The 15,043-nt window shown below is 64.4% G+C and carries 14 protein-coding genes; 8 read left to right on the top strand and 6 right to left on the bottom strand.

Annotation, left to right across the window (positions count from 1 at the left end):
- Positions 1-54 precede the first annotated feature (54 nt).
- Complete coding sequence (locus tag FHP89_RS18020; protein WP_144173881.1) at positions 55-363, top strand: c-type cytochrome; 309 nt, start codon at positions 55-57, stop codon at positions 361-363.
- 64 nt (positions 364-427) lie between these two features.
- Here FHP89_RS18020 and FHP89_RS18025 read toward each other — a convergent pair whose 3' ends face one another.
- The 4 genes from FHP89_RS18025 to FHP89_RS18040 all read right to left on the bottom strand — a co-directional run bounded on the left by FHP89_RS18025 (position 428) and on the right by FHP89_RS18040 (position 7,118).
- Positions 428-2,638: an EAL domain-containing response regulator gene (locus tag FHP89_RS18025; RefSeq protein WP_144173879.1), complete on the bottom strand. Its 2,211-nt coding sequence runs from the start codon at positions 2,636-2,638 to the stop codon at positions 428-430.
- Between the two features lie 52 nt (positions 2,639-2,690).
- Positions 2,691-4,748, bottom strand: coding sequence for an ATP-binding protein (locus tag FHP89_RS18030; RefSeq protein WP_144173877.1), 2,058 nt, complete (start codon positions 4,746-4,748; stop codon positions 2,691-2,693).
- Between the two features lie 203 nt (positions 4,749-4,951).
- A complete protein-coding gene (locus FHP89_RS18035; RefSeq protein WP_144173875.1) occupies positions 4,952-6,088 on the bottom strand; it encodes an EAL and HDOD domain-containing protein in 1,137 nt (378 codons plus the stop codon).
- A gap of 4 nt (positions 6,089-6,092) precedes the next feature.
- Positions 6,093-7,118 (bottom strand): CDP-6-deoxy-delta-3,4-glucoseen reductase, encoded by a 1,026-nt coding sequence (locus tag FHP89_RS18040; protein ID WP_144173873.1) that lies wholly within the window; start codon positions 7,116-7,118, stop codon positions 6,093-6,095.
- 29 nt (positions 7,119-7,147) lie between these two features.
- Between FHP89_RS18040 and FHP89_RS18045 the strand changes: the two genes are divergently transcribed.
- The 5 genes from FHP89_RS18045 to FHP89_RS18065 all read left to right on the top strand — a co-directional run bounded on the left by FHP89_RS18045 (position 7,148) and on the right by FHP89_RS18065 (position 10,736).
- Positions 7,148-8,026, top strand: coding sequence for an NAD(P)H-binding protein (locus FHP89_RS18045; protein ID WP_144173871.1), 879 nt, complete (start codon positions 7,148-7,150; stop codon positions 8,024-8,026).
- A gap of 8 nt (positions 8,027-8,034) precedes the next feature.
- A complete protein-coding gene (locus tag FHP89_RS18050; RefSeq protein ID WP_144173869.1) occupies positions 8,035-8,451 on the top strand; it encodes a CopD family protein in 417 nt (138 codons plus the stop codon).
- Between the two features lie 11 nt (positions 8,452-8,462).
- Positions 8,463-9,614: a THUMP domain-containing class I SAM-dependent RNA methyltransferase gene (locus FHP89_RS18055; RefSeq protein ID WP_144173867.1), complete on the top strand. Its 1,152-nt coding sequence runs from the start codon at positions 8,463-8,465 to the stop codon at positions 9,612-9,614.
- Positions 9,615-9,666: 52 nt separating this feature from the next.
- Entirely contained in the window at positions 9,667-10,059 is a 393-nt protein-coding gene (locus FHP89_RS18060; protein ID WP_144173865.1) for a hypothetical protein, read from the top strand.
- Positions 10,060-10,121: 62 nt separating this feature from the next.
- Positions 10,122-10,736 carry a LysE family translocator gene (locus FHP89_RS18065; RefSeq protein WP_144173863.1) on the top strand — a complete coding sequence of 205 codons (615 nt, stop codon included), beginning with the start codon at positions 10,122-10,124 and terminating at the stop codon, positions 10,734-10,736.
- A gap of 433 nt (positions 10,737-11,169) precedes the next feature.
- Here the strand turns inward: FHP89_RS18065 and FHP89_RS18070 are convergent, their stop codons facing one another.
- Together FHP89_RS18070 and FHP89_RS18075 are read right to left on the bottom strand one after the other, a co-directional pair.
- Positions 11,170-12,303 carry a PilT/PilU family type 4a pilus ATPase gene (locus FHP89_RS18070; protein WP_144173861.1) on the bottom strand — a complete coding sequence of 378 codons (1,134 nt, stop codon included), beginning with the start codon at positions 12,301-12,303 and terminating at the stop codon, positions 11,170-11,172.
- Positions 12,304-12,343: 40 nt separating this feature from the next.
- Positions 12,344-13,387 (bottom strand): type IV pilus twitching motility protein PilT, encoded by a 1,044-nt coding sequence (locus FHP89_RS18075; RefSeq protein WP_144173859.1) that lies wholly within the window; start codon positions 13,385-13,387, stop codon positions 12,344-12,346.
- 128 nt (positions 13,388-13,515) lie between these two features.
- Between FHP89_RS18075 and FHP89_RS18080 the strand changes: the two genes are divergently transcribed.
- Both FHP89_RS18080 and proC read left to right on the top strand, forming a co-directional pair.
- Entirely contained in the window at positions 13,516-14,199 is a 684-nt protein-coding gene (locus FHP89_RS18080; protein WP_144173857.1) for a YggS family pyridoxal phosphate-dependent enzyme, read from the top strand.
- A gap of 22 nt (positions 14,200-14,221) precedes the next feature.
- A complete protein-coding gene (gene proC, locus FHP89_RS18085) occupies positions 14,222-15,034 on the top strand; it encodes a pyrroline-5-carboxylate reductase (RefSeq protein WP_144173854.1) in 813 nt (270 codons plus the stop codon).
- Positions 15,035-15,043: the final 9 nt, after the last annotated feature.

A 15,043-nucleotide genomic window follows, 5' to 3' on the forward strand; every position in this document is an offset into this window, starting at 1 on the left:
TTCATGGTTTAGTATCCGCCGGTGTTGGTTCCACTTAACGATAAGGAAATTCCGATGAAAGCACTCGTTGCTGCTACCGTCGCCCTGGGTCTGCTGAGCGCAGCTCCGGCCTTTGCTTCCGCTGAACTGGCCAAGGCTAAGAACTGCCTGGCCTGTCACACGGTCGACAAGAAGCTGGTTGGCCCGGCTTACAAGGATGTGGCCGCCAAGTACGCAGGTCAGGCAGACGCCTCGGCCATGCTGGCAGAGAAAATCATGAAGGGTGGCAAGGGCGCCTGGGGCCCGGTCCCGATGCCGCCTAACCCGCAAGTGAAGCCCGAGGAAGCCAAGGCATTGGCTGACTGGGTGATGAGCCAGAAGTAATTCGGCGCTTCAACAAAAAACCAGCTTTCGGGCTGGTTTTTTGTTGTCCGGCGTCGGGGGCGGCTTATTGTGGTCGTGGCGCCCGTTCGGCCTCGATGTGCTGGGGGGGCGCTTCGAGCCAGCGGTCAAGCTCACCCGCGGTGACGGCTTTGGAAAACAGGTAGCCCTGCATGATGTCGCAGCCCATGTCTTGCAGCCGCTGGGCCTGCTCCTGGCGTTCTACGCCTTCGGCGACCAGGTGCAGACCAAAGCCTCGCGCGATGCCGGTAATCGCCGAGATGATTGGCTGGGTGCCTTCGCCGTTGAGATTGTCGACAAAGCTGCGGTCGATCTTGAGGCTGCTGACCGGGAATTTCTGCAAATAGGCGAGCGCGGAGTAGCCGGTGCCGAAGTCGTCGATGGAGATGCCGACGCCGCAGTCGCGCAGCCGGCGAATCCGGGCGATGACCTCGTCGGTGTCGCGCATCATGACCCGCTCGGTGATCTCCACCTCGAAGCGGTCATGCGCGAGGCCGCAGCGCGAGACGCAGTCGGCGACCTGGTCGATGGTGTCGTCGCGATCGAAATCGTGGGAGGACAGATTGATCGACATGCGCAGGGCCTGATGCCCGCGAGCGTGCCATCGCGCGAGCTGTCGCGTGGCGGTATCGACGACCCAGTGGCTGATGTCGCGGATCAGACCGACCTCTTCGGCCACCTGAATGAAGGCCGCGGGGCCGACCAGCCCGTGGGTGGGGTGTTGCCAGCGCAGCAGGGCTTCGACGCCGACCAGCTGGCCGGACTCCATGCTGATCTGTGGCTGGTAGTGCAGCGAAAATTCGTTTCTGGCCAAGGCGCCGCGCAGGTCGTCTTCGAGCGCGATACGTTCGCGGTAGTGCGCGTTGAGGTCCGGGTCGAAGAAGCGGAAGCCGTTCTTGCCTTCGCGCTTGATCTGGTACATCGCGATATCGGCGTGCTGGGTCAGTTGTTCGGCCACGTCGCCGTCTCGCGGGAAGACCGAGATGCCAATGCTGACGGTGGCGTGAAAGCTGCCGTGTTCGAGCTGGAACGGGGTTTTCAGTGCGGTGTGGATTTTCTGCGCGATGGTTTCGGCGTCTTCGGCGTGGGCGATGTCGGGCAGCAGAATGATGAACTCGTCACCACCCAGGCGGGCGAGCGTGTCGCCTTTGCGCAGGGTCTCTTTCAGCCGGGTGGCGAGGCCGCGCAGCAGGCGGTCGCCTTCGCTGTGTCCGTAGGTATCGTTGACCCGCTTGAAACGGTCGACATCGATGAACATGACCGCCAGCAGTCCGCCGCGGCGCTGCGCCTGGGCGATCGCCAGTTCGAGGCGGTCCTTGAACAGAATCCGGTTGGGCAGGTGGGTGAGCTGGTCGTGGTAGGCCTGAAAGGTGATGATTTCTTCGGCCCGCTTGCGCTCCGAAATATCGCGGGCCACGCCGTAAATGCCGACCGGGGCCTGGCTGGCGTCCTCGCCGCTACGATTCGAAATCGGGACTGCATTGAGCGTGACGGTGACGGTTCTGGTGCCGGGTTGGCCGGATTGCGCATCCAACCGTCGCAGGCGCAGCTCCAGCACCGGGTGCATGCGTTTTCCGCGGGCTGCGTCGCGCAGCAAGGCCTCGACCCGAATGGCGTCATCGTCGAGCAAGAGTGTGCTGAAGGCTTTGCCGAGCAACTGCTCGCGGGTGTAGCCCAGCATGGTCTGAACGCGCGGGTTCACATAGTTGAACGCGCCGCTGGGGTTGAGGGTGAAGATGAAGTCGGGTGAGCTTTCGACCAGATAGCGATGCAGGCGCTCGGAGCTTTTCAGGCGCTGGCTCATGACCCCGTTGGCCTGCTCCAGCAGGGCTTTGTGCAAGACGTTTTGCACGGCGCGTTGCAGCTGGGCCACATGGTAGGGCTTGCGCACATAGTCGTCGGCGCCGCGGCGCAGGGCGCCAATGGCGGCGTCGATGGCGTCTTCGCCGCTGATCATCACCACCGATTCCGTGCGGCCGGCGTTGGCCAGCCAGTCGAGTACGTCGAGGCCGGAGCCGTCGGGCAGCCGGTAGTCGAGCAGGATCAGGTCGTAGCGATTGTTTTCAAGGCGGCTGATGGCGTCGGACACCGTGCCGCACTCTTCAAAGTGGCGGCCGGCATGGGCGAGGACATGCGGCAGGGTGCGACGCAAGGGGGCGTCGTCGTCGACCAGCAGAATGCGGCTGGGACGCTCGTACGTCGCCGTACGATCGGACAGGGTATGACTAAAGAAAGGGGCCTCACCGGGTATGACCATGATCTCCCCGTCGTCGCCAAGCGACAGCGTAACCCGTCGGATGATGCCCGATTCAGACGTTGCGGGCTAGTGGAATGAAAATCTGGAAGCTCGTGCCAGTGTTTTTTTGACTACGACAGAGGGTATAGGCACCAGATTGCCGGAGTAAGTCATTGACGATCGACAGCCCAATGCCTTGGTGGTCCTCGCCTTTTTGGCTCGGCTGCGGCGAAAACAGTCGGCCGAGGCGAGCGTCGGGTAGTCCGGGGCCGTTGTCGACGAGTCGCAGTTCCAGGCTAGGGACGCCATCGGCCATCAGCACACCGGGCGAAGAGATGCTCAGACGGCCGCCCTCGGGCAAGGCCTCGGCGGCATTGCGCATCAGGTTGAGGACGACTTGCTTGAGTGCGCTGGCCGGCATCGCCACGGCGGGCAGGCCGCGGGGGATTCGTACGTCGAGTTCGCGCTTGCGGCTGCTGAACAAGGTATCTGCATAGACTTGCTGGAGCTGGCGCACGACCTCGCCGAGGTCGGCGGTGGTGGTCACTGGCTCGGCCGTGTCGGGATCGCTCATGCGTCGCAGCAGCGCGCCAATGCGGTCGATCTCCTTGCTGACCTGGGCGAGCTCGCCGGTCAGCGCGGTGTCGGCGGTGTCGCGCTGGCTGATGATGCCCAGATAACTCTTGATGACGGTGAGCGGGCTATTGACCTCGTGCGTGATGCGGCGGGCCTTGGCCAGGTGTTCGGCGCGCGCGGTTGCCAGAAGCTGCGCCTCTGCCGCTTGGCGCTGCGCCTGGCGCACCTGGCTGGCCGCCGCGTGCGCGACCAGTGACAGCATCAGGCTTTGTTCGTCTGGCGCGATGTCGAGGCTTTCATCGATACCCAGCACGCCCACGCCGCGCTCGCCGCCAGCGTGCCACGGCAGGCACAAAATGCCGGCGCTATCGAGCCAGCGGGCGATATGCCAGTCGCGGGTGCTTCTGCCGGGCGCGTCGCGGCCAGGGAAGTGGCTGGTGCTGGTCTGGGTGCGCATGGCCAGGGCAACCACGCTGGTTTCATCTGACAGGCGCAAGTCGAGCTCGGCGATGGCGCTCGCTCGCTCGGCTTCATGCGTGGCGTCGAGTGCGAGCAGCACTTCGCTGTTGGCGCGTAACACCATCGGCGGGCGCTTGCCGAACAGCAGTCGAAACGCGTCCTGCAGTTGGCGCACGGCGGTCTCGGCAGAGGCGGCGTTGAATGCGGCCTGGATCAGCCCGTCGATGGTGACCCGTCGCCAGTGGGCTGGCAGGCGGGGGGAGTCGGGCGAGGCGCTGGTCGGCGCCACCGCGTTGCTGCCTGCCGGCTGCCCGATGCCAAGTGATTGCAGCCCCTGGCTGGACAGGTAGTCCACGTCGGTTTGCAGGCTGAGCAGGGCCTCTTTGGACAGGCCGCTGAGGCGCTGCGCTTCGTCGAGCCGTTGTGAGTCATCGCTCAGGCATTGCGCCGCACGAAGAATGGCGGCCAGCGGATGCGCGTTTTGTAGCTGCTCTTCGGTGGCGCCGGCCAAGGCCAGGGCGTCGATGACGGGGCGCGGCAGCTGGCAGTGCTGGGCCAGGTTGGCGCTCAGCGCGATGTGGTCGGTGTCGAAGCGTTGGCGCTCACGGGTGCGGAGGGCTTCGGGTGTGGCGCATTGCGCACATAGTTGCGCATAGTCGGGCGAGGAGGCGTGCAGGTTCATCTGCCCCAAGCGTGACCACAGACCGGCCAGAAAGGCCTCTTCAGGGCGCGGGTAGCGTTTCTCGATGGCCAGGTGCATGGCACTTTCGGCGGTGAGCAAGGCCTGCTGGTGCAGCCCTTTCATGACCGCAATATCGCCGGGGTGGGCGCTCGCATGCAGCAGCCAGGCGCGCAACAGGGGGGCGCCAACGCGACGCAGGCGATCGGCAAGCAGGGCTTGCAGCGGTCGGGCGTCGGCGCTGTCGAGCGGTTGCAGCCAGAGCAGGGCGAAGCACAGCGCGGCGTCGCGGCTGGCGTGCTCGGCCAGCGTGTCCCACGGAATGTCCGCCGCTTCCATCAGGCGCAACAAGGCCTCGGCCGCGTTTGGGTGCGGGCTCGGGCGATGCATGCGGAAGGGCAGGACGGGCAGTGACATCAAGAAGCGAAAGCCGTGAAAGACAGAGCAGACCGAATTCTAACGGCGGAACGCTCATCCAGACGTGATAGGTGTCGCAGGGGACGATGGGGTATGCGGCGGCGTCCAGAGGCAGTCTCGGGGCGTTGCTGTGCTCGCCGGGCGCGCACGGGCCCGTCTTTCGCCATAAGGAGGGGGCGGCCTGGCGGGTGGTCGGGCGGCGGTCAGGCTTGCAGGCTGTCGGCGAACTGCAGGCCGGCGAGCAGGGCGCGGTTGACGCTCTCGTTGTCGATGGCGAGCTCGCTGACTTGCGTTTGCAACCGCGACGGGTCAAAACGCTCGCAGGCGCGCGCCAGATTGAGGAAGGGCGCGAACGCGCCTTCGTCATTGATCAGGGCTTCGGTAATGGACTCGGGCAGGCTCATTTCGCCGAGCAGATCGCCCAGCGACGTGCCGAGCAGGGCCGGTAGCAGGGAGAAGGCGCCGGTAATGAACAGGTTGTCGTGATCGGCCTTGTCGAAGAAGGGCGCGCCGACGCGCTCCATCAGCCGGCCGCGGGCGATCGAGGTTTGCATCAGTGCCGGGGCGGCCGGGTCGCGGCTGGCGGTGACCAGCAGCAGCGACAGCCATTTGTTGAGGTTGTTGTAGCCCAGGATGGTGACTGCGTGGCGGAAGGACTGGATCTCGCAGCGCAGGCCGAAGCCGACCGAGTTGATGTAGCGCAGCAGCTTGTAGGAGAGCGCGACGTCTTGCTTGAGGACGGCTTCGATCTCCTTGATGTCGGCGTTGTGGCGGACGAGATTGAGCAGGCGGACGAGCTGGGCGTGGGAGGGCGACAGCTGCTTGCCCGGGGCGTTGCCATGCAGAAAGAACCAGCCGGCTGCGCCGTCGAAACCGCGGTGTGCTGCGTCGTCAAAGGCCGGCGTGTCCTTGAGGCCCCAGGCCAGGCTCAGGCCGGGGCTGTTGTGCGGGCTGGGTTGTTTGCGCTGGTCCATGATCACGAAGCGCCAGTCGACGTCCGGCGGCAAGACCGTGTCGGCGGTGTACCAGGACAGACAGGTGCCCACGCCCGCCGCTTTCAGTTCGGGGAGCAGCGCCTGCACTTTCGGGTGAGCCAGCGTGGGCGCCGGGATCTCGATGGTCAGGTTTTCGGGCATCTCCCAGTCGAGCAGATCGACGGTCGGGACGAGTTTGCCCAGCGAGAGAAACACCGAGTGGTGTCGCGGCCATTCTTCTTCGAACTGCTGCAGGCCTTCGACGATGTCGGCCACCGACGGCGCATGCGCGATCAGGCGGTTGGCGGTGATCGCGCGGTTGCGGTTGACGACGGGTTCGCGGGTCAGCAGCAGGGATTGGCTCATGATGTCAGGCTTGCGATTCCAGGGCGTAGGTAAAAGCGTCGGCAAAAAATTCTTCGTCGGGCAGGCCGCATTGCTGGGTGAAGTCTTGATGGGCGGCGTCAATCATGACCGGCGCACCGCAAGCATAAACCTGGTGGCCAGAAAGATCGGGCAAATCGGCCATCACCGCTTGATGCACCAGACCGGTTCGCCCCGTCCATGGCTCACTTGGAATGTTATCGGACAGCACGGGCACAAACTTGAACCAGGAATGCGATTCGGCCCATGCCGCTGCCATGTCGTGAAGATACAAACCGGCGCGGTCGCGGGCACCCCAGTAAAGTGTCATGGGGCGGGTCAGGCCGGTGGCGATGGCGTGCTCGATAAGGCCCTTGATGGGCGCGAAGCCGGTGCCGCCGGCCAGCAAGACGATCGGTTTGGCGCTGTCCTCGCGCAGGAAGAAGCTGCCCAGCGGGCCCTCGAAGCGCAGGATGTCGCGCACTTTCATGGTCGAAAACACCTGGCCGGTGAAGGCGCCGTCCGGCACATGGCGGATATGCAGTTCGAGGTGGTCGGCGTGGCTCGGCGGGTTGGCGATCGAAAAGCTGCGTCGCTTGCCGCCGGGCAGCAGGAAGTCGATGTATTGCCCCGCGCGAAAGGCAAAAACCTCCGTGGCGGGCAGTTTGAGCTTGAGCACCATCACGTCCGGCGCGGCCAGCGTCATCTCCTGCACGCGGCAAGGCAGTTTCTTGACCGGGATGTCGTCGGCGCGATTGACCGTGCGGCACTCGATGCTCAGATCGCTGCGGGGGGTCGCACAGCAGAACAACGCCAGGCCGGCGGCCTTTTCTTCGTCGGTCAGGGTCTGCGGACCGTGCTGGCCGTAGTCCACGGTGCCTTCCAGGATTTTGCCCTTGCAGGCGCCACAGACGCCGTCGCGGCAACTGTGGGGCAGTAGCAGGCCGGCCGCGGCGGCGGCGTCGAGGAGGGTCTGGTCTTCGGCGATGGCGACAACGTGATCGCCCGGGAGGATGTTGAGCTGAAAGGACATGACGAAATCTGGCGTGAGATAATGAAGCGATGAGAACGATTCTGATTGTGGGCTGCGGCGATGTCGCCCGGCGCGCCATTCCATGGCTGGCCGGGCGCTTTCGCGTTATCGCGATGATACGCGATGACAGCCAGCGTGCCGCCTTGCGGGCGCTGGGCGCGCGCGTGCTGGTGGCCGATCTGGACGATCGCCGCACCTTGCGGCGCCTGTCCGGCATCGCCGATGTGGTGCTGCATGCCGCTCCGCCGCCGCGCAAGGGGGCGGTCGATTCGCGCACCCGGCATCTGGTGGCGGCGCTGGCGCAGGGCAGCACAGTGCCGCGTCGGTTGGTGTATATCAGCACGACCGGGGTGTATGGCGACTGCCACGGCGCTTGGGTGAGCGAGACCCGCCCCGTGTCGCCGGACTCCGACCGCGCCGGACGCCGCGTTGATGCCGAGCGCCGGCTGCGTGCCTTCGGTCGCCGCTGCGGGGTGTCGGTCGGCATTTTGCGGGCGCCGGGCATCTATGCGGCTGACCGCTTGCCGCTGGCGCGCCTGGAGCGCGGCGACCCGATCCTGCGGCCCGAGGACGACGTCCACACCAATCACATCCATGCCGAAGATCTGGCCCGCTGGTGCGCCATCGCTGTGTTTCGCGGCGGGGCGGGGCGGGTGTGGAATGCCTGCGACAACACCCGCCTGACCATGGGTGGCTATTTCAATACGGTGGCCGATCACTTCGGCCTGCCGCGCCCCGAGCCGCTCAGTCGCGCTCAGATTGCCGAGCGTGTCTCGCCGCTGACGCTCACCTTCATGCAGGAATCGCGGCAGATCGACAATGCGCGCATCAAGCGCGAGCTGCGTGCGCCGCTGATGTATCCCGATATCCAATCCGGGCTGGCCGCCGTGTCGCCCGCCCTTCACTGAGACCCCCCATGCTTGTTGTCAAAGCCCTGCACATCATCTTCGTCGTCAGCTGGTTCGCTGGCTTGTTCTACCTGCCGCGCATCTTCGTCAATCTGGCCATGGTGCCCGCCGACAGCACCGCCGAACGCGAGCGTCTGCTGCTGATGGCGCGCAAGCTGCTGCGCTTCATGACGCCGCTGGCCGTATTGGCGGTGGTGTTTGGTCTGTGGTTGTGGTTTGGTTATGGCTTTGGCGGTGGCTGGTTGCATGCCAAGACCGCGCTGGTGCTCGTGTTGATCGGCTATCACGTGTATTGCGGCACTTTGCTCAAACACTTTGTGGCAGGGCGCAATGCGCGCAGCCATGTGTGGTTCCGCGTCTTCAATGAAATGCCGGTGCTGGTGCTGTTTGTGGTGGTGTTTCTCGTTGTCCTCAAACCTTTCTGAGTCGATTTCTCATGTCTGAACAGTTTTTTGCCCCGTGTCCGCGAGGACTCGAACCCGGTTTGCAGGACGAGCTGAGCGCGCTGGGCGCCGGCAAGATTCGCCAGGTGCCCGGCGGCGTGTCGTTTACCGGCGACTGGGCGCTGGCCTATGCGGTCAACCTCGAGAGCCGGCTGGCGACGCGGGTGCTGTGGCAGGTGGCGCATGGCCGCTATCACGGCGAGCAGGACATCTACAAACTGGCCTACGGTGTGACCTGGGCCAAGTGGTTTACGCCGGAGCAGACCATGCGTGTGTATGTCACTGCACGGCGCTCCCCGCTCAAGAGTCTGGAGTTCATCACGCTGCGTATCAAGGATGCAGTGTGCGATCACTTCCGTACCATCAAGGGCGTTCGGCCGAGCATCGACACGGCCAATCCCGATGTGCGCATCCATGCCTTCCTCAGCAATGACGAGGCGATGCTGTATATCGACACCTCGGGCGAACCGCTCTACAAGCGTGGCTTCAAGCAGGCCGCCGTTGAAGCGCCGCTCAAGGAAAACCTCGCCGCCGGCATTTTGCGGGTGAGTGGCTGGCAGCCCGGTGAGGCGCTGCTCGACCCGATGTGCGGTAGCGGCACCTTTCTGATCGAAGCGGCGCAAATTGCGCTCGACATCGCCCCCGGCCTTGGCCGTCGCTTCGGTTTCGAGGCGCTCAAAACGCTGGATGAGAGTGTGTGGCGCCGTATGCGCAAGGCGGCCGAAGGGCGTCGTCGGCATGTGGCAAAGCTGCCGATTTTCGGTTCCGACAGCGAAGGCGTTCAGGTCAAACGTGCGCGCATCAACCTCGAAGCCGCCGGTCTGGCCGACCAGGTCACGCTCGAACAGGCCGAGCTGACCGAGCGCATGCCGCCGGCGGCCGAAGGCGTGATGGTGGCCAATCCGCCGTATGGCGTACGCATTGGCGAGTCCTCGGAGCTGGCCGAGTTCTACCCGAAGCTTGGCGATGCCCTCAAGGCGCGCTGGGCCGGCTGGCGCTGCTACTTCCTCAGCGCCGACCCGGAACTGCCCAAGCTGATCAAGCTGAAGGCCACCAAGCGCACACCGATGTTCAATGGCGCGCTGGAGTGTCGGGTGTTTGAGTACAAGGTGATCGCCGGCAGCAATCGGCGAGAGAAAGCGTAGGGCGGGCGCCAGCCTGCCCGCCACGCTCAGGTCCAGCCAACAGGTGATTCCGATGACCCATCAAGACTTTGCACCGCACGAGGCATGGGTGCTGTTTCAACTCAACGACGCGCCGATCGAAACCGCTATGGACGGCGACTTCAACGTGTTGGCGATCATGGATGCGGCGACCGGCCGAATCCACGGAAACGCCTTCATCAGCGTGCTGGATGCCGAGCCGTCGGCGCTGGACGCGCGACGCTTGCTCGCGTCTTCGGAATCGGAAGCCGGGCTGCGGCCGCAGCGCTTGTATGTTGATGAGCAGTGTCGGCTTGTTGAACTGACTGGCGTGGCAAAGGCCATGGGGATCGTGGTGTGCCCCGAGCGCAGAAGTACGTTTGATCCGCTGACTCAGGATGCCCGCGAGGGCTTCGCTGCGCATGTGTCGGGCGCTCGGCGACAGTAGGCCGGGCGTTACGCCGGCCAGATGTTTCCCCGGCGTAAACGCTAGTTGCGAGGACGGCACCGATGATTACCGTTGAATTTCTCATCACTGCCCTGGTCGTCGTGCTCATTCCCGGTACGGGGGTGATTTTTACCGTGTCGACAGGGCTGCTTCAGGGCCGCGCGGCGAGCCTGTACGCGGCGCTGGGCTGCACGGCGGGCATTGTGCCGCACTTGCTGGCGACCGTTCTCGGGCTGGCCGCGGTGATGCATGCCGGGGCGCTGGCGTTTCAGGTGCTGAAGTTCGCGGGCGTGGCGTATCTGCTCTACCTGGCGTATTCGATGTGGCGTAACACCACGGCCTTTGCCGTGGATGGCGCCGTGTCGCGCACAAGCGCGCGGGCGCTGGTGATGAAGGCGGTGTTGCTGAATGTCCTGAATCCGAAGCTGACCATTTTCTTTCTGGCCTTTTTGCCGCAGTTCATTGAACCGGGTGCGGCACAGCCGATGGCTCAACTGCTGTTGCTCAGTGGCGTGTTCATGGTGATGACTTTTGCCGTGTTCGTGGTCTACGGCGTGGTGGCGCATGCGTTTCGCGCCAAAGTCATCGAGTCGCCGCGGGTGCAGCGTTACTTGCGCTATGGATTCTCGGCGGCTTTTGCGGGGCTGGGCGTGAAGCTGGCGCTGAGCGAGCGCTGATCGCAAGAGGCGCGTCGAAGGCTGCCCTGCGTCTCGTGCGTGGTGTTGTGGCGACAAGCCGTGAGGGGCAAGCGGGCTGGTGCCGCGGTGTAACGATGACGGCGGATGACGCTTCGCTCTTCCGCCCTACGCCAGACGCTGATTTGCGGAGGTGTGGCGGTGACGGCGGATGCGCTGCGCTTATTCACCCTACGCCGTGGGTGTGCGTGGTGTGGCAGCAAAAGGGTGTGGGGTCACCGCCCTTGCGCCGGGCAGCGAACGCAGTGAGCGTGGGGGCTCCGCCCCGCCGCCGGGCCGTCCCAAGGCGAGGCGCCGCCCCCTCGGGGGGGGGCAGCGAACGTAGTGAGCGTGGGGGCTCCGCCTCGCCGCCGGGCCGCCCCAAGGCGAGGCGCGGCCCCCTCGGGGGGCAGCGAGCGTTAGCGAGCGTGGGGGCTCACACAATATCGAGGTTCTGAATCCCCGCGTTGAGGTCCTTGTCGCCATGCTTGCTGTTGAGCTTGATCTGCAGGCGCAGGTCGTTGACCGAGTCGGCGTTGCGTAGCGCGTCTTCGTAACTGATCAGCTCGTCTTCGTAGAGGCGGAACAAGGCCTGGTCGAAGGTCTGCATGCCCAGTTCGGTTGAGCGCTTCATGATCTCCTTGATCTCAGAGACTTCGCCCTTGAAGATCAGATCGGAAATCAGTGGCGAGTTGAGCAGGATCTCGACCGCCGGCACGCGGCCCTTGCGGCCGACCATCGGCAGCAGGCGCTGGGAGACCATTGCGCGCAGGTTGAGCGAGAGGTCCATCAGCAGTTGCTGGCGGCGCTCTTCGGGGAAGAAGTTGATGATCCGGTCGATCGCCTGGTTGGCGCTGTTGGCGTGCAGGGTGGCCAGGCAGAGGTGGCCGGTTTCGGCGAAGGCGATGGCGTGGTCCATGGTTTCGCGGTCGCGGATCTCGCCCATCAGGATCACGTCGGGCGCCTGACGCAGGGTGTTTTTCAGTGCGGCGGTCCAGTCGTCGGTGTCGATGCCCACTTCGCGCTGGGTGACGATGCAGTTCTTGTGTTGGTGCACATATTCGATCGGGTCTTCGACCGTAATGATGTGGCCGTAACTGTGCTCGTTGCGGAAGTCGACCAGCGCGGCCAGCGAGGTGGTTTTACCGGTGCCGGTGCCGCCGACGAAGATCACCAGGCCGCGCTTGGCCATGCCGATGTCCTTGATGACGGCCGGCAGGCCGAGTTCGTCAATGGTCGGGATGGTCAGGGCGATGGTCCGCAGGACGCAACCGACGCGGCCTTGCTGGACAAAGGCGTTGGCGCGGAAACGGCCGATGCCTGCCGGCGAGATGGCGAAGTTGCATTCTTTGGTGGATTCAAAATCGGCGGCCTGGCGGTCGTTCATGATCGCGCGCGCCAGCTCGGTGGTGTGTTGCGGCGTGAGGATCTGGTTCGACTGCGGGACGATGCGCCCGTCGATCTTGATCGCCGGCGGAAAGCCGGAGGTGATGAACAGGTCAGAGCCTTTTTTCTGCACCATCAGGCGCAGCAGGTCCTGCATGAATTTGAGGGCTTGATCGCGTTCCATCGTGCGTTCCGGTCAGTAGTGGTTTGGCCTGCCGAGGCGATTAGCCGGCGAAGTTGTCTTTGTTCTGGGCGCGTACGCGGGCCTCGGCGGAGGACACCATGTTGCGCCGAACCAAGTCGGCAAGGCATTGGTCGAGCGTCTGCATGCCGACATTCTGGCCAGTCTGGATGGCCGAGTACATCTGCGCGATCTTGTTTTCGCGGATAAGGTTCCGGATGGCCGGCGTGCCGATCATGATCTCGTGCGCGGCGACGCGGCCTTTGCCGTCCTTGGTTTTGAGCAGGGTCTGGGCGATGACGGCGCGCAGCGATTCGGAGAGCATGGCGCGCACCATGTCTTTTTCTTCGGCCGGGAAGACGTCGACGATACGGTCGATGGTTTTGGCGGCCGACGAGGTGTGCAGCGTGCCGAACACCAGGTGACCGGTTTCGGCCGCGGTGAGCGCGAGGCGAATGGTTTCGAGGTCGCGCAACTCGCCCACCAGAATGACGTCGGGGTCTTCACGCAGGGCGGAGCGCAGCGCGTTGTTGAACGAGATGGTGTCGCGGGCGACTTCTCGCTGGTTGATCAGGCAGCGCTTGGCCTCATGCACGAATTCGATCGGGTCTTCAATTGTCAGGATGTGGCCGTACTGGTTGGTGTTGACGTAGTCGACCATCGCCGCGAGCGTGGTCGACTTGCCAGAGCCGGTCGGTCCGGTGACCAGCACGATGCCGCGCGGCTGGTCAGAGATTTCCTTGAAAATCTTGGGTGCATTCAGCTCTTCGAGCGACAGCACCTTGGACGGAATGGTCCGGAATACGGCCGCCGCGCCGCGTTCCTGGTTGAAGGCGTTAACCCGGAAGCGGGCCAGGTTGGGCACCGAGAACGAGAAGTCGACTTCCAGAAACTCTTCGTAGTGCTTGCGCTGGCCGTCGTTCATGATGTCGTACACCATGGCGTGCACGTCCTTGTGCTCCATGGCCGGCAGGTTGATGCGCCGGACGTCACCGTGAACACGGATCATCGGTGGCAGGCCGGACGACAGGTGAAGGTCGGACGCCTGATTCTTGACGGAAAATGCGAGGAGTTCTGTGATGTCCATGGGGGGCGTAGTCGAGGAAGCGTGGAAAAAGGGGTAGCGCGGGCGCAAAAAGCGCGGTGCTATAATTTTTCGGCCATTCTCGCGGGATCTTTAGATTTACGGCGACCCCACGGCAAATCGATTTCTATATGACATCAATCGCATCCAACTTGCAAGCCGTGAACGCGCGGATCGCCGCAGCGGCGAAGGCCTGCGGACGTGCGCCGGGCGATATCGCGCTGCTCGCGGTGAGCAAAACCTGGCCGGCAAAATGTGTGGCCGAGGCAGCCGATGCCGGCCAGCGCGCCTTTGGTGAAAACTATGTGCCAGAGGGCTCCGACAAGGCCGCAGCGCTGGCGGACCGGGCTTTGGCGTGGCATTTTATCGGCCCGCTGCAGAGCAATAAAACGCGCCTGGTGGCGAATGCGTTTGACTGGGTGCACAGTATCGACCGACTCAAGATCGCCGAGCGCTTGTCGGCGCAGCGCGATGCGGCGCGGCCACCGCTGAATGTGTGTCTACAGGTGAATGTGAGCGGCGAGGCGAGCAAGAGCGGGGTGGCGCCGGACGCGCTTGCTGCGCTCGCGCAGGCGGTCAGCGTGTTGCCCGGTTTGCGTCTGCGCGGTTTGATGGCCATTCCCGAAGCGACGGACGACATCGCTTTGCTGAAACAGCGCTTTGCTCAGGTGCGCGCCTTGCGCGATGCGCTCAATGGCGCAGGGATGGCGCTGGACACTTTATCCATGGGCATGTCCCATGATCTCGAAATCGCAATTGCCGAAGGCGCGACGATGGTACGTATTGGCACGGCCATTTTCGGCGCACGCGCGTGACGAAACCACAATGGAATCCATGATGAAAATTTGTTTTTTGGGCGGCGGCAACATGGCGGCGGCCTTGATCGGCGGCATGCTCGCCAAGGGCTATGTGGCCGGAGATATCGCGGTGGTCGAGTTGCAGGAAGAGGCGCGGGCGCGCCTGCGTGAGCGCTTTGGTGTGCGCACCCATGCCTCGCTCGATGCCGAGGCGCTGGCGTGCGACATCCTCGTGCTGGCCGTCAAGCCGCAGCAGATGCGCGATGCGCTGACGCCAGTGGCCGGCATGCTCACCCATCAGGTGGTGGTCAGCATCGCGGCCGGACTGCGCCTGGGCGACATGGCACGCTGGTTGGGGGGCTATTCGCGACTGGTGCGCTGCATGCCGAATACGCCGGCGCTGATTGGTGCGGGAGTGACCGGATTGTTTGCCGATGCGTCGGTGAGCGAGGCTGAGCGGCGCGCGGTCGGGCAGGTCATGGCCTCGGTCGGCGAGATTGTGTGGATCGATACCGAAGCCCAGATGGATGCGGTGACCGCGGTGTCGGGCAGCGGGCCGGCCTATGTGTTCCACTTTATCGAGGCGCTGGAGGCGGCCGGCGTGTCACAGGGCTTTGATGCGGATACGGCGCGCAAGCTGGCAATCGGCACCGTGTTGGGCGCGGCCCGGCTGGCGGCTGACAGCGATGAAGGTCCGGCGGTGCTGCGCGAGCGGGTGACATCCAAAGGCGGCACAACGGCGGCCGCATTGGCGGTGATGGCCGAAGGCGATCTGCTCGGGCTGGTCGGTCGCGCGGTGGATGCGGCCGAGGCCCGCGGCAAAGAACTGGGCGACGCGCTGGGCGCAGACTGAGTCGGGCAG

Source organism: Denitromonas ohlonensis (genome assembly GCF_007625205.1).
Lineage (GTDB): Bacteria > Pseudomonadota > Gammaproteobacteria > Burkholderiales > Rhodocyclaceae > Nitrogeniibacter > Nitrogeniibacter ohlonensis.